At 57.9% G+C, this 14273-nt stretch carries 11 protein-coding genes; 4 read left to right on the top strand and 7 right to left on the bottom strand.

Translation table 11 applies throughout. The features are described 5' to 3' along the window. The first annotated feature begins 17 nt into the window (after nt 1–17). From DSM3645_RS03590 to DSM3645_RS03575, 3 genes are all read left to right on the top strand, one after another. Complete coding sequence (locus tag DSM3645_RS03590; RefSeq protein ID WP_002650662.1) at nt 18–1334, top strand: hypothetical protein; 1317 nt, start codon at nt 18–20, stop codon at nt 1332–1334. Between the two features lie 342 nt (nt 1335–1676). Then, the gene (locus tag DSM3645_RS03580; RefSeq protein WP_002650660.1) at nt 1677–4592 is read left to right on the top strand and encodes a hypothetical protein; all 2916 of its coding nucleotides are present in this window, start codon (nt 1677–1679) and stop codon (nt 4590–4592) included. A 39-nt stretch (nt 4593–4631) separates the two neighbouring features. Next, entirely contained in the window at nt 4632–5012 is a 381-nt protein-coding gene (locus DSM3645_RS03575) for a diacylglycerol kinase (RefSeq protein WP_002650659.1), read from the top strand. Nucleotides 5013–5020: 8 nt separating this feature from the next. Here the strand turns inward: DSM3645_RS03575 and DSM3645_RS03570 are convergent, their stop codons facing one another. The 5 genes from DSM3645_RS03570 to DSM3645_RS03550 all read right to left on the bottom strand — a co-directional run bounded on the left by DSM3645_RS03570 (nt 5021) and on the right by DSM3645_RS03550 (nt 10702). Then, entirely contained in the window at nt 5021–5986 is a 966-nt protein-coding gene (locus tag DSM3645_RS03570; protein ID WP_002650658.1) for a nitrilase family protein, read from the bottom strand. Between the two features lie 7 nt (nt 5987–5993). Then, the gene (locus tag DSM3645_RS03565) at nt 5994–7868 is read right to left on the bottom strand and encodes a TrkH family potassium uptake protein (RefSeq protein WP_237564749.1); all 1875 of its coding nucleotides are present in this window, start codon (nt 7866–7868) and stop codon (nt 5994–5996) included. Between the two features lie 33 nt (nt 7869–7901). Next, complete coding sequence (gene trkA / locus DSM3645_RS03560; RefSeq protein WP_040351580.1) at nt 7902–9248, bottom strand: Trk system potassium transporter TrkA; 1347 nt, start codon at nt 9246–9248, stop codon at nt 7902–7904. Nucleotides 9249–9251: 3 nt separating this feature from the next. Further along, a complete protein-coding gene (locus DSM3645_RS03555; RefSeq protein ID WP_002650655.1) occupies nt 9252–9647 on the bottom strand; it encodes a (2Fe-2S) ferredoxin domain-containing protein in 396 nt (131 codons plus the stop codon). Between the two features lie 155 nt (nt 9648–9802). Next, nucleotides 9803–10702, bottom strand: a complete 900-nt coding sequence (locus tag DSM3645_RS03550) for an alpha/beta hydrolase (RefSeq protein ID WP_002650654.1) — start codon at nt 10700–10702, stop codon at nt 9803–9805. Nucleotides 10703–10878: 176 nt separating this feature from the next. Here DSM3645_RS03550 and DSM3645_RS03545 point away from each other — a divergent pair, with 176 nt between their 5' ends. Continuing rightward, on the top strand, nt 10879–11295 hold the full coding sequence (locus DSM3645_RS03545; protein ID WP_002650653.1) for a hypothetical protein: 417 nt from the start codon (nt 10879–10881) through the stop codon (nt 11293–11295). Here DSM3645_RS03545 and DSM3645_RS03540 read toward each other — a convergent pair. Both DSM3645_RS03540 and DSM3645_RS03535 read right to left on the bottom strand, forming a co-directional pair. After that, on the bottom strand, nt 11278–12600 hold the full coding sequence (locus DSM3645_RS03540) for a glycosyltransferase family 4 protein (RefSeq protein WP_002650652.1): 1323 nt from the start codon (nt 12598–12600) through the stop codon (nt 11278–11280). The two genes, DSM3645_RS03545 and DSM3645_RS03540, sit on opposite strands and share 18 nt — an antisense overlap. A gap of 316 nt (nt 12601–12916) precedes the next feature. Beyond that, nucleotides 12917–14257, bottom strand: a complete 1341-nt coding sequence (locus DSM3645_RS03535) for an ABC transporter permease (protein WP_002650651.1) — start codon at nt 14255–14257, stop codon at nt 12917–12919. Between the last annotated feature and the right edge of the window lie 16 nt (nt 14258–14273).

Raw genomic sequence — 14273 nt, 5'->3', positions numbered from 1 at the left:
GGTGTTACAATGTCTCCATGGAAAACGACTCCCCCCCTGTCTATCGCTTGCTCGCCGACCGACGATTTCTGCTGGTTCTACTGGCCGCGTTGCTCGTGCGCGGCGCTGTTGGCTATGTTTCGTTGGCACGTTTGGCGGACGATCCTGACAGTTATCGCCTGCTGGCGCTCCATCTGATCGAAAAACACTCGTTTACCCTGGACGACCCGGCTGAGCCAACCGCCTATCGTCCGGCTCTCTACCCGCTGCTATTGGCGATTTGCTCTCCATCAGGCGAGATTACGCCGGCCGAGGTCGCCGCGCTCCATCTGGTGCTGGGCGTGTTCACCGTGGGGATCGTCTATGCGTGGGCGGTCGCGATGGGATATCGCAATTGGGCCTGGCTAGCCGCAATGCTGACGGCAATTGATCCTGTTTTGCTGAACCAAGCGATGGTTGTGATGACCGAGACGTTAGGGACGCTCTTGGCCGCGGCGGCGCTGTTGGCGCTGACGATTCTCACCAAAACGATGCTGGCCGACGCCGAGCACTACAAACGGAACATGACCGTCCAGGCGATCAACGTCGCCGGAGCGATGATGCTGGCCGTCTATTCGCGGCCGACTTTTTTGGTCTGGCTGGCGATGTGCACCGTGACTTTGGCAGTCGTCTATTATCGCCGATACCGGGGAATCGCGGCGGCGGCGGTGATTGCGATGATCAGCGCTTTTTTGCTCGCTCCGTGGGTGGCGCGCAACTATCTGATCTTTGACAACCACATCGTGCTGGGAACCACGCATGGGGGATATACGCTGCTGTGGGGCAACAATCGCGAATTCTACAAATTTCTGCAAAACGGCGATCAGCCGGTCTGGGATAGCGACCAACTGCATACACGGTTCAATCAAGCGCACCCGAAGCGAGCGACCTCGGCCAACGAGTTGGCGCGAGACCGGGCCGCCTACGCCGAAGCGACAGAGACCATTCGCCAGCAGCCGGGGATGTTCGCCTGGTCGACGCTGGTTCGGACCGGCCGCTTTTGGCGTCTGGCGCCGCATGCGTTATCTCACGATGAGTCCCCATCACGGCGTCTGGCCCGCTACGCTGTAGGCGCGTTTTACCTGGTCGAATTTGGCCTGGCGATCGTCGGCATCGTGGTGATTGGGCGAAAAATGTGGTCGCCCCCCTGGATTTGGGGAGTCATGCTAGCCCTCAGTTTTACGCTGGTGCACGCGTTCTTTTGGAGCAACATTCGGATGCGGGCGCCGGTGGTTCCGGTGATCTGTTTATTGGCGACAGCAGGGCTGCAAAGGCTAGTTTCTCGGCAAAAAGAAGAGGAATCACGCGAAAGCTAGCCCGACTTTCGCATGGTCGTCGCAAATCGCTATCGCATCGCGGCTTAAGCCAAAATGGCTCGTCACGAAACTGCCTTGCTCCCATTGCGATCGCTTCCTATAATCCGCCCCGCAAAACCCTCGGTCCAACTGCGCGCAACGTGCGGTTGGCGCCGTTCCCTGTAAGGCAAGGAAGCCGGAACGCTGTCCCCCCCGACGCGTCAATCTCTGGTCCATCCGCTGGTACGAACCGTACTGACGGTCATCGTCGTTTGGTGCTTTGGCATCGGCGTCGCTGACGTTGCGCGCATCGCTCACGCCGAAATCGCCTTTCCCGAACCGAGCCAGGCCTACCCGATCATTGTGTCGTCCGATTCGGCGCAAGTGACGCAACAAGGGAATCAGGAAGTTTGGATCCTCACTGGCAATTGCCGGATTCAGCAAGGCGACTCTGTCACCACTTCGCACGACGCGGTGTTGTGGATCGACTACTCGCAGCCGTTCCGCTTGGCGCCGCACAAGATGAAGGTCTATCTCGAAGGCGATGTGAGCGTCGAGTATGGAAATCGGCTGCACGGCGGGCGGTTCCGCGGTCCTACCTGGCTAGGCGAACTGGCGACCAGTCATGGAATTACGCTGCCGCAGCCCGACCCCGAAGCACATAGCGCCGTCACTCCGGCCGTTTATCAGCGCGGCCTGGCGATTCAGCGTGAAGGAGGCGACATGACCAAAATTGGTCAGCCGCAGCCGATCATGCAAATTCAATATCAAGAGCCCGGCGTCGCCGCGCTGCCGGCCAATGTCGTCCCGACTCCGCGGGCCAAGCGGATTACGATTAACAACCGTTACGCAACCGGCTTTCAGACACGCGGGCAAGAGACCGATCCTGTCACCGGCGAATCGATTCTGATGTTCGACTCCGGCGTCAACGTGCTGATCGACGGGCTCGATGAAGTCGGATCGGTCAGTATTCTCGCCGATCGTGTCGTCGTCTGGTCGAAGAAAGGGATTCGCGGTATCGCCCAGTCGGGTCAATCGGAGGAAGCGATCGATACCGAGCTTTATCTCGAGGGAAACATCGTCTTCCGCCAGGGCGAACAAGTTGTCTACGCCGACCGGATGTACTACAACGCAGGCCTCGAAAGCGGCGTCGTCCTAGGCGCCGAGCTGCTGACTCCGGCGCCCGGCTATCAAGGTCTGGTTCGCCTGAAAGCGGACGTACTGCAACGGGTCGACAATAGTCATTACCAAGCCTACGGCGCATCGATCACCACTAGCCGTTTAGGCGTGCCCAACTACTGGCTGCAGTCGAACGAGATTGAATTTGTCGACGAGCAACGACAAGTGATTAACCCGATTACCGGCGAGCCGCAGTTTGATCCGTTGACGGCGGCGCCGATCATCGATCATGAAAAGCGGGCCACCGCGCGAAACAACTTCGTCTATATGGGAGGTTTCCCGGTCTTCTATTGGCCCACCTTATCGGCCAACGCCGAGAACCCCACCTTCTATTTGAACAGCGTTAAAGTACGCAACGACAACAACTTTGGCACGCAGATTCTGACCGAGTGGGACAACTACGAAATCTTTGGCATCAAGGATCCCTGGGAAGGGACTGAGTGGAATACGTCGCTCGATTATCTCAGTGAGCGCGGCTTCGGCGTTGGTACGCGGTTCGACTTCAATGGAACCTACTTTCCCTACATGAAAACGCCTGCGACCGGGTACTTGGACGCATGGGGAATTCATGACAGCGGGACCGACAACTTGGGCGCCGATCGACGCGTTGTCCCGCTGGAAACCGATTGGCGGGGGAAGGCGATCGGCCGGCATCGCCAGACGTTCCGCGGCGATTTCCGTTTCTTCGGCGAACTTGGCTATGTCAGCGATCGCAACTTTTTAGAGTCGTACTTCAACCGTGAGTGGAACACCGAAAAGGATGCGACAACTGGATTCCGTCTCGAGAAACTGTATGAGAACCAAAGCTTTACGCTTTCGGGCGCTTCGCGCGTCAACGACTTCTTCATGCAGACCGAGAAAATTCCGCAGCTTGATCATACAATCATCGGCGAGTCTCTGTTGTTTGATCGATTGTCTTGGAACGCACATTCCTCAATCGGCTATTTGCATCTGCAGCCGGCCGAAGCGCCGACCAACCCGGTCGATCTCGCGAAGTTCTCGCTGTTCCCGTACGAGACCGACTCAGAAGGTATTCGCGCGTTCACGACACAGTCGCTAGAACTGCCGCTGGATGTCGGACCGACGAAGATCACGCCGTACGTACTGGGACAAGTCGGCTATTGGCATGAAGACATTAACAACAACGATGTGATGCGCGGCTATGGTCAGTTGGGCGTGCGCGGATCGCTAATGATGTGGTCGGCCAATCGCGCGGTGCAAAGCCAGTTGTGGAACCTGAACGGCTTGGCTCATAAAGTCACCCTGTATGGCGACGCGTACTACGCCGACTCAAGCCAGGACATTGAGCGTTTCCCGCTGTATGACAATCTAGATGACGACGCTCAAGAGCAATTCGCTCGCCGCTTCAAAGTGAATACTTTCAACCTTCCGACCAATGTGCCGCTGCCGGTGGAAGTGGACGAACGCTACTATGCGATTCGTTACGGACTACAAAACTCGGTATCGTCGCCGTCCGCCGAAATTGCCGACGATCTCCAGGTGGCGCGACTCGAACTTCGCCAGGTATGGCAAACCAAACGTGGCGCACCCGGCGGCGAGCGGATTATTGACTGGATTAAATTTGACGTCGGCGCGTCGGTCTTTCCGGATGCGAGCCGCGACAACTTTGGCGAAACAATCGGCCTGATTAACTACGACTTCAATTGGGAAATCGGCGATCGCTTCTCGATCGTTTCGGATGGCGACTGGGACCTGTTCGATAACGGTCTGCAGATGGTCAACGTGGGCGCTCAGATGAGCCGCCCGCAAATCGGTAGTTTGTATGTTGGCTACACAATGATGAAGTCGCCGGTTGTCGCCAACATTCTGAACGCATCGTTCCAATATCGCATGACTGACAAATGGATCGCTGGACTCGGCAGTTCGTATGACTTTGAAAGCGCCGGTAACCTTGGTCAGAATATTTTCCTAACCCGTGTCGGGGAATCGAGCCTGTTCACGTTCAATCTCAATGTTGATCCTAGTCGCGCCGTTACCGGCATCGGCATTAGCTTCGAGCCCCGCTTCTTCGCGACGGGACGCTTTAGCAAGATCGCCGGAGAACCGATCCCGCCGGTCGGTGCGTTCGGGCTAGAATAGCGTTGTCGTTTCGCACCGCTCGCTGGGAGAACGCCGCCGATGACCACTCCACCGTACCAACCGGCGCCGCGTACTTGGGTCGCCAAGTTTCGCGATGCGTTTCGCGGCATCTATATCGGCGCAAGCGCCCAGTCGAGCTTCGCCGTCCACTTGATCGTCTCGGCGCTGGTGATCGCGCTCGCGGCCTATCTGGCGGTCGATATTATTCGCTGGTCGCTGTTGCTGCTTTGCATCGCGCTGGTATTGGCGGCCGAACTGTTTAATTCGGCGATTGAATGGCTCGCGAAAGCGATTGATCACGGCGAAAACGAACACCTCCGCAACGCGCTGGACGTCGCCAGCGGCGCGGTGCTGGTCACATCGATCGGCGCGGCGATCGTGGGGGGACTGATCTTCGCCGAACAATTTGCGGCGATGTAGCAGAGCAACTACTCGCGTGTAGATCGCGTCGAAAATCTCGCTGCCCGCGGATCAAGCTCGTTGCCAGAGGATGCGGTCAGCGGCGCATACAACTCGGGTCTTCTCCCCCGAATCCAGCGCCGTCCTGTGCAGTTCTCCAGCAGATCGAGATCAACGTCGGCCGTCACCATCGCGTCGGTCGGTTCCAGCTGCTCGGCCAAGATTCGTCCGTAGCAATCGAGGATCATCGCGTTGCCGGTTCGAACTTCGTCATCATCCAGTCCCACGCCGTTGCTGAACAAGAGGAACATCCCGTTGTCGTGGGCGCGGGACGGCAACCAGCGGTGGAGCCACTCGCGTCCTTTGCCGCCGTTGGTCTCGGCTTGCAGCGCCGCGGGATTCTGCGCGCGGTCATGCCACAACTGCGGATCAATTTTTCCCATCGCATGCGGACTGCGCGACGCTGTTCCGCCGGTTTGATGCGGCGCCAACAAGATGTCGGCGCCTTGCAAGGCGGTGATCCGCGCGTTCTCGGTCAGGTTATTGTCCCAACAAATCAAGACGCCCAGCTTTACGCCCAGATGCGTGTCGAACACCGTGTACTGATCGCCGCTGCTCATATACGGACTGATGAAACAGTGCAACTTACGATGACGATGAACGGCGCCATCCGGCAGCGCGACGACATACGTGTTGTAAAGCTGGCCATCTTCCGCATGTTCGATCAGACCGCCGCCGATGATCAACTGATAGCGGCTCGCCAAGTCTACGAGCGCCGCCGTGGAGGAGCCTGTGGGAACCGGTTCGGCGAGCGCTGCGACGCCAGCGCGATCTAGACTGCGAACGTGCCAATAGCCGGTGACGCACATCTCGGGAAACGTGATCAGTTGCACGCCGGTTTCCGCCGCGCGTCGGCACCAGGTTTCGATTTGAGCGAGATTGTACAGCTTGTCACCGGGATGATGCTGAAACTGAACCGTCGCACAGCGAATCATGCCGAGCCTACCGAGAGCGCCAGAAGCTGGGAATGAACAGGACCGCGACCGCAAAGATCTCTAACCGTCCTAGCATCATCAGCCAAACGAACAGCAGCTTCGTCCACCAGGTGAAGTTCGAGTAGTTCTGCGTTGCGCCGATCACTCCTAAGCCGGGACCGATGTTGTTGAGCGTCGCCGCTACGCTGGTCGCGCTGTCGATCAGCTTATGTTCGATATGAACCTGCGACGTACCCCAAGTCGAGTCAGGCTCAAGCGTGATGATCGCCATCCAGCTGAAGACGAACAGCACCAGGATCAGGCCGAAATAGACCAAGATGTTTTGTTGCAAATCGTTATCTTCGACCGGCTTGCCCCCCAATCGCAACGGGCGAATGACGCTGGGATGATACGCTTTTTCGATTTGCAGGTACAAAATCTTGTGAAACAAGATATGGCGGATCACCTTCAAACCGCCGCCGGTGCTGCCGGCGCAACCGCCGACAAACATCAGCAAGAAGAGAACGCCGCGGCCGAAGCTGTTCCAGCCGTCAAAGTCATGCGTTCCAAATCCGGTGGTCGTCATGATCGAAACGACCTGAAACGAACCGCAACGAAGCGCATCAGACGCTTCGCCCCAAGTGGTTTGGTCCGCGTGACTCCGAAAATCACCGTAGCTCATGCCGAAGGCGATCACCAGCGCGGTCGCAATTGCGAGAACCGCCATGTAGGTGCGCCATTCGACATCTTTCCACAAGGCGCTCAACCTGCGACGCACGACCAGAAAGTAGAGCAGCATAAAATTCATGCCGGCCAACACCATGAACGCCAACACGACGTATTCGATCCAAAAACCGGTGTACGGATCGGCCTTGTAAAAATGCCCGAGACTGTCGTTGAACGTGCTGAAACCGCCGGTCGCCATCGTCCCAAACGCGTGACACAGCGCGTCGAAAAAAGTCATTCCCAACAGCCACAAAATGACCGTCAGCACCGCATTCAGCGCGAGATAAATCGCCGTGAAATACCATGCCGTTTGCTGCATTCGCGAGTGGGCGCCTTCTTTGGAGGGCCCCGGCATTTCGTTATGCATCAGCGCCTTGCCGGCCGAACCCTGACCAAGCACCACGACAAACAACACAATGATTCCCAGCCCGCCTAGCAAGTGCGTGCTGCTGCGCCAGAACAAGATGCAATGCGGCACCAGCACGGGATCTTCTAAGTTGGCGATCACCGTTGCGCCGGTCGTGCTAAACCCTGATTGCGATTCGAATAGCGCATCGGCCAGGTTCATCTTGATCGGGCGGATCCGATAGTGGTCAAAACGATCCAGCGGCGCCGGCTCTTGTTCGGGCGCGATCAACGCGTCGGTCCATTCGGGCAGCGCCTTCAACTGGTTAAAGGCGGTGATCAGTTCTTCCCCTTCGTCGGCCGTGGTCAATTGATCTCGAGAGACGCCAACCGCATGCGCGTCTTTCAAGATCGTCACCAGCCGGTATTGCAGCGGCGTAATGGGAGCGACGTTCTCGTTGAAAACCTGCGGCGGATGAGCCGCGTCTTCAAACAAACGGACCGACAGACTGCGTGACGCGCCGCTTAAGACAAACGGCAAACCGCCCAGTACGGTCGCTAAGACCCAGCTCAGACCGACGACCGCCATCGCTTCTTTGCGAAAGAGCTCTCCCTTGGAGGTACGAGCGTAGTACGAAAGACTCGCCCAGCAAACGAAACAAGAGCCGATCGAAATGACCAGCGCTTGAAATCCGGCCGTCTCAAAACCAATCGCCGCTTCCGACGTACGATGTCCCAGCGCAGGAAAGGCCCACGGCAGGCTAAATACCATCGTGATGCCGATCAGCAATGCGACGATCGACAAAAATTTACAAACCAGGCGAAAGTTCATCGGCGCTTATCGTCTTGCGGCGCTCTGTGGAGGCTAGCGACCATTGGTGTGAAACATTTCGAGCATCGCATCGACCGCGCCGTCTTCCACCAGCGCGATTACCGTGTCGCCCGGGCTCAGCCGATCATCGGCAGTCGGCACGCGAACGTAATCAGACGACATCACCGCAGCGATCAAACATTGCGGCGGCAACTTCAAGTTGGCCAACACATGCTCGGTCGCCTGAGCTCCGACCAACACTTCGATCTCTACGATCGCGATGCTGCCGCCGGGGATCTGCTTGCGGGTGACGATCGGCCCGCTGTTTAAAAAGCCCAGCACCTGGCGAGCCATCACGTTACGCGGACTCACGGCCAGGTTGATGCCCAGCTTGTTGACCACATTGGCGTAGTCAGGACGCTGGACGATCGCCATCAATTGCGGTGCGCCGAGCTCGCCTGCTTCGACGCAGGCCATGATGTTGTTTTCATCGTCGCCGGTACACGCGACAAAGACGTCGCAGGCGTTGATTCGCTCTTCTTCCAGCACGACGCGGCGAGTCGCATCGGCCAAAATAACGGTCGTATGTTCGAGCAAACGCGAAAGGTACTCGCAGCGTTCTTTGTTCGTTTCCATCAGCGAAACGTTGAAGCGATGCCCTTCGAGCATGCGGGCCAGATGCAAGCCGGTCTCGCCGCCGCCGGCGATCACGACTGAGCGACGCACGTCGGGCTTGGCCTGAAACTTCCCTTTGGCTTCGTCGATGTTTTCGCGACTGCCGATCACCGTGATCCGGTCGCCGGCCGCAATCGAGTCATTCGCGCCGGCGATCCACATCTTGCCGTCGCGCTGGATTGTGCCGATACGCGAACCGCGCGGAAGCTCTAACGACTTAAGCGGTTGTCCCATCGCTCGCGTCGCTTCGCCGCAAACGATCTCCTGCACTTCCAATTCGCCGCGGGCAAAGTTTTCCATCACCGCGCTGCCCGGCGTGCGAATGCCGCGCAAGAATTCAATCGCCGAGAGATGCTCAAGGCTGAGCAGGCGATCGATCTTGAAATGTTCCTGATAGTCGAACGTGCTCAAGTCGCGAAAGACGCGGCCATACACGCGAGCGACGGTCCGGCGAGCGCCCATCGCTTTGGCCATACTTGCGGCGACGATGTTCACCTCGTCGTCGCCCGTGACCGAAAGACAGAGATCGCAACCGAGAATGTCGGCCTGAAACAGCACCGCCGACTCCGACGCCGATCCGCACAAGGCGCGAACGTCCAACTCGTTATTCAAACGACGGACCGTTTCGGGGTCGCGATCGACTACCGTCACGCTATGGCGATTGCGGCACATCAAGTCGGCGATCCACGAACCGATCGTCCCGGCGCCCAATACTACGATTCTCATCGGTTACTCACTTGTTCCTGCGGCGCCGTCGCATCCTTGGCAGTTCGAGCGCCGGAAAGGAACCTTCCCTTTCGTATTGAGCGCCGCCTCCGGTATCCGCAAATCTTCCAGCACGCGGCCGTTCACTACGGTCTCTTCGACGATCCGCGGCACATCTTGCAGCGTTACCGCGCCATACCAGATCGCTTGCGGGTAAATCACCAACACCGGACCGCATTCGCATTGATCCAGGCATCCAGCGCTATTGGCGCGAACTTCCCCTTTCAATCCGTGACGCTTCAGTTCTTTCTTCAAAGCATCTTTCAGGTCGCCGTGACCTTGTTCGTCGCACGAGCCGCGGGGATGGCCCGCAGCGCGACGATTCTCGCAAATGAAAATATGGTGCGTAAATGCCGGCACGCAGAATCTCGCGCTAAAGGTGAATCGTCAAGCCGTAAACTTCCAATCGTAAGCGGTTTGCGGATCGATTCTAGCCGGCAATAGGCCAGCCGAGATAAATATCGGCCAGCCGTATACCTGCGACGCGGCGGCGACAGCTTGGATGGGGGGCCTGACTACAGAAAGCCGTGCTCCCGCAAAAACTGCGTCATTTGCTTGGTTGTGTCTTCGTAAGCGCCTTTGTCACCGCGGCCGTGGTTAAAAAAACCGTGACCAGCGCCGTCGTAACCGACCAGTTTGCACAGACCGCCTAGTTCCTGCATTTTCTCGGCGTATTTTTCGACGGTCACATAGGGAACCGTGGTATCCGCTTTTCCATGAAAAATAATCGTCGGCGGCATCTCGGCGTCAAGATGGTGATACGGGGAAAGGTTTACCGGCTCGGTCCCCAATCGCTTCGCGAGCCCGGTCAGCCGCTTTTGTACAATCGGCGGCAGCTTTTTCTCTGGCGCCAAGATCACGGCCGGATTGAACAAGACCAACGCATTGGGACGACTGCTCACCGACGCATCTTCACTGGGTTCGTCAAATTTGTCGATCACCGCCGTGCAGGCCGCCAAATGCCCGCCGGCCGATCCGCCGCCGGCGACAATCCGATCGGGGTCAATCCCAAGCCGCTTGCTGTTGGTCCGAGCCCAACGGATCGCGCTCTTAGCGTCGGAGACGCAGGCGTCGGCCGTCACTTGATGCCGCGATGCGACTCGATAGTCGGCCGCCATCGCGACCATACCTTGTTTCGCCAGATGCTCGCACTGCGGGTAGAATTGACTCGGCGATCCGCTGTTCCAACCGCCCCCAAAGAAGAACAAGATCACCGGGCTCTTTGAATCGGCCGTATGACCCGCCGGCTCAAAGATGTGCATCGTCAGTTCGACTTTGTCGATTGTCTTATAAACTTCCTTCCGCTGCTTCACCTTGTCGCTAGACGCTTCTTGGGTCTGGGCTAGCGCCGTGGGCGATAGCGCCCCACCGCCAATCGCCGCCGCTAGGCAGCAAGTCACGATCAAATTTCGCATAAAGTCCCCTTGGATGAAAAATAGGTGGGAAGATGGCGGTCGCTATTCTAGCTTAGGTCACCGGCTCTTTTCCACTTCCCGCCGAGAGCGGTAGTTTGCCGAACTGCTCCTGCGTCTCATTTTCGCGTAAAATAGACCGCTTCGCATCGAGTCGCTGCTTACAGGTAACCAACCGCGTGTTTCATTGGGGAATGTGGATCGTCTTTGGCATTCCAGCCATCGCCGCTGGTTTGTTGCTGCTGCGCGGCGTCTATCTCGCGACCTTTCCGCCGGATCGTCGCTTGATCGCGGCTGCGATCGAGTTCGCCAAGCGTACGACCGGTCGACCGGTGAAAAATATCCATAGCGGCGAGATCCGCGGTTTCGATGGTCGGCGAACTTTTGTCCGCGTGCTGTTCGACGACGATGCTCACTTCGGCTCGCCGCAAGGTGCGCCCCGAAAATATTACGCGGTTGATCTGGAAAGCAGCGAAGTCAGCGAGTCTTCGGTGCAAGAGTCGCGACCGTTTCGCTGGGGGCCGCCCGACGAAACTCCCAACGCAGAACAACCAGAATCCGCGTTGGCCTCTTCTGAGTCACCTGCTCAAGAGTAGCCGATACTCGTCGATCGTCGCCGCCGCCGCTGCGTCGGCATGATAGCGCTGGTGAACTGCTAAGCAGCCTTCCATTCCAAGCTGGCGCCCTGCTGCGCGATTCGCCAACACTTCGGTCAACTTACCGGCGAGCGCCGCCGCGTCGTTGGGCGCAACCAGATGCCCGCCGCCGGTCGCCGCCAGCAGTTCGGGAAAGGCGCCATGCGACGGTTGGACGACCGGCACTCCCGAGGCGAGCGCCTCCAGCACAAACAACCCTTTCGGTTCGCGATAGATCGTCGGCGTCGACAGAACATCGATCGAATGCAAAAACTCGACCTTGCCGTGACGATCGACTTCGCCCACATACTCGTAAGCGTCGCCAAGTCCGGCGGCGCCTAATTTGGCGAACTGATCGTCCGCATATTTCGTGTGTTGAGCGCCTAGATAGCCGGCGATCTTCAACCGCGCGTTTTCCATGCCTGGCGACTGACGTAATTGGATGAATGCGTCAACCAACAGATGCAACCCTTTCTCCGGCGCCAAGCGAGCCAGATAGCCTACGGTCGGCGGACAATCGAGCATCAGCGGCCGGTTTTGCGCCAGTTCTAGCGGAAAGTCCGTCACGTCAATTCCCAGCGGCACAATCCGAAACTTCTCGGCCGGCGTTTGAAAGTACTCTCCCATATAGTCGGCGTAGTAGCGACTAAAAACGACAAACGCGTCGACCTGCTCGGCCAACTTGCGGATCTCGGCGAGCGACTGCGATCGGTACGGCTCAGGCAGGTCATCCAGAAAGATGTCGTCTCCTTGCAGCGTCACCACGATCGGCGCGTTGACCTTGCGACGAATCGCGCCGATGCAGCCGCCGATCAAGATATTGGAAAGGTTAATCACCTGCGGCTTGACCGAGTCGGCCAGCCAAGCGGCCAGCCGCTCCGCTTCATGGCGTTGATTGCCATGTTCGCCGCGCAGCATCGACAGCGTCAGCGCCCCGAGATTCTTCGCGCTGGTCTCAATCCCGCGCGAAGTCGCCCAATTGATAATCGCCGGGCGATCAAGCCAGCGAGTCACAAACCCCGGCAAGAAGCGATAGCCGGGGATCGCCTGCTCTAGATAAACGTTGATGCCGCCGTAAAAGAGATGCTCGTCGCTGACATTCTCTTCATCCGTACGGATCGGCGTGTAGGTAGGAATCAAATGCACGTCGTGACCGCCGCGGTGCATCGCCCGAGCGATCGTATTGTCGCGCATGCAACTGCCGCAAAACATCCCGGCGCTGCCGGCGGTAATCGAAGCGATAGTCAACGGAGCGTTAGGCGTCACAGGCGGTTCGTCAAAGAAGAGGACTGAAAAGGTCGTAGAGCGTCCTATCTTCGTAGCCCGAAGCCGCCAGCGCGGGAAATGCGGTTTCTATTCAATGACGAATGTCGAAGCACCCATGTAGCATGAATGGCCAAAAGTTCGAATGACGAGTTACTTCGTGATTCGTGCTTCATTCGACATTTAAGCTTCGACATTCGTCATTTGCTTGCGAACGCATTTCCCGCGCTGGCGATTCGGGCTACGAAGAGGAAGGTTCGCTCCATTGTAGACGCTACGCCGCAAGAGGCCAGTTAGCCGAAATACCAACTTTGGCTGGCTAATTGGCGCTGCGGAGCGCTTCGATCGGATCGAGATTGGCGGCGCGATGGGCTGGATAAATGCCAAATACGATTCCGACGATGACCGAAATAACGAACGCGATCGGAATCGAAATCAGCACAATCTGCGGGCGAACGTCACGAATCGAATCAGGCAGCATCGCAATCAACTCAGGATCGTAGTTTTCTACTCCCCAGCGCATCAGGTCGACCGCCGGTACGCAACAGAGTCCACCCAAAATACCGGTCAATCCGCCGACGACCGATAACACGATCGTCTCCACCAAAAACTGACGTACGATATCGCGCCGCTTGGCGCCGATCGCGCGGCGGATGCCGATTTCGCGGGTCCGTTCGGTCACGGTCGCCAGCATGATGTTCATAATCCCGATGCCGCCGACCAACAGCGAGATCGCCGCGATCAACCCCATAAAGACCATGAACATCAGCCGCGTTTGTCGCGACTGCTCCAGCAGTTCCAAGGGGACGACCACCGAGATGTCTTTCGCCCGATCGTGATGTGACAGACTAGCGCGAATCACGTCAGCCGTCGCCAAAACGGCAGGCACATCCAGCAAACCCGTTTTCTTTTTGATGCGCAGCGTGATTTGATTCAGTTCGATTATCTCTCCTTCAAAGCTGCCGCTGCGACGGGTCATGACCTGATCCCCCACGCGCTGCCAAAGGGTCGAAATCGGAATGTAGACATCCTTGTTGAACTCTTGCCCTGACATGCTGCCGCCGATCGCCGCCGTCGCCGCACGCGGCTTCAGCACGCCGACAACGGTATAGTAGTCGGCTTCGACATGTATCTTTTTCCCGATCGGATTGGCGAAGCCAAATAGCCTTTCCGTGACTTCCGCCGCCAAGACGCAGACATTGTCGCGGCCACTTAGTTCGGCGTCTGAGAGAAAGTGTCCAGACTGGATTTGCAACCGGGTCACTTCGGCGTATTCCGGCGTACAACCGACCAACCGCCCGAACATGCTGACCGGGCCCCGACTGAACTCGCGGCGAATCTCGCGAATCGGGATCGCCTGGTCGACGGTCGGAATCGTTTCTTCCAACAGATGTAAGTCGTCGCGCGTCAGGCCATAAGGAGTAATGCCGCGAGCGCTGGTATTCGCTTCGGCCGGCGGTTTGACGCTGCGCACCAACACGTTCTCGGCGCCCAGACCTTCGATCTGCTCTTGCGCCTTCAGGCTGATTCCTTCGCCGATGGCGACCAGCCAAATCACGCTGGCGACCCCGATAAAGATGCCCAAGATCGTCAGCAACGAGCGCATCGGATGCAGCAGCAAGCTTTTGACGCCTAGGATCCAGACTCTTATGCCGAACATTTTGTCCCGTCCTGCG

The organism is Blastopirellula marina DSM 3645 (assembly GCF_000153105.1).
GTDB classification, from domain to species: Bacteria; Planctomycetota; Planctomycetia; order Pirellulales; family Pirellulaceae; genus Blastopirellula; species Blastopirellula marina.
The sequence above is the reverse complement of the archived record's forward strand: the minus strand, read 5'-3'. Positions and strand labels throughout refer to the sequence as shown.

Bases quoted from the DNA above. Each gene is read 5' to 3' on its own strand.
- trkA (WP_040351580.1), bottom strand. From the start codon at position 9,248: ATGAGAATCGTAGTATTGGGCGCCGGGACGATCGGTTCGTGGATCGCC.
- DSM3645_RS03575 (WP_002650659.1), top strand. From the start codon at position 4,632: ATGACCACTCCACCGTACCAACCGGCGCCGCGTACTTGGGTCGCCAAG.
- DSM3645_RS03570 (WP_002650658.1), bottom strand. From the start codon at position 5,986: ATGATTCGCTGTGCGACGGTTCAGTTTCAGCATCATCCCGGTGACAAG.
- DSM3645_RS03565 (WP_237564749.1), bottom strand. From the start codon at position 7,868: ATGAACTTTCGCCTGGTTTGTAAATTTTTGTCGATCGTCGCATTGCTG.
- DSM3645_RS03550 (WP_002650654.1), bottom strand. From the start codon at position 10,702: ATGCGAAATTTGATCGTGACTTGCTGCCTAGCGGCGGCGATTGGCGGT.
- DSM3645_RS03590 (WP_002650662.1), top strand. From the start codon at position 18: ATGGAAAACGACTCCCCCCCTGTCTATCGCTTGCTCGCCGACCGACGA.
- DSM3645_RS03535 (WP_002650651.1), bottom strand. From the start codon at position 14,257: ATGTTCGGCATAAGAGTCTGGATCCTAGGCGTCAAAAGCTTGCTGCTG.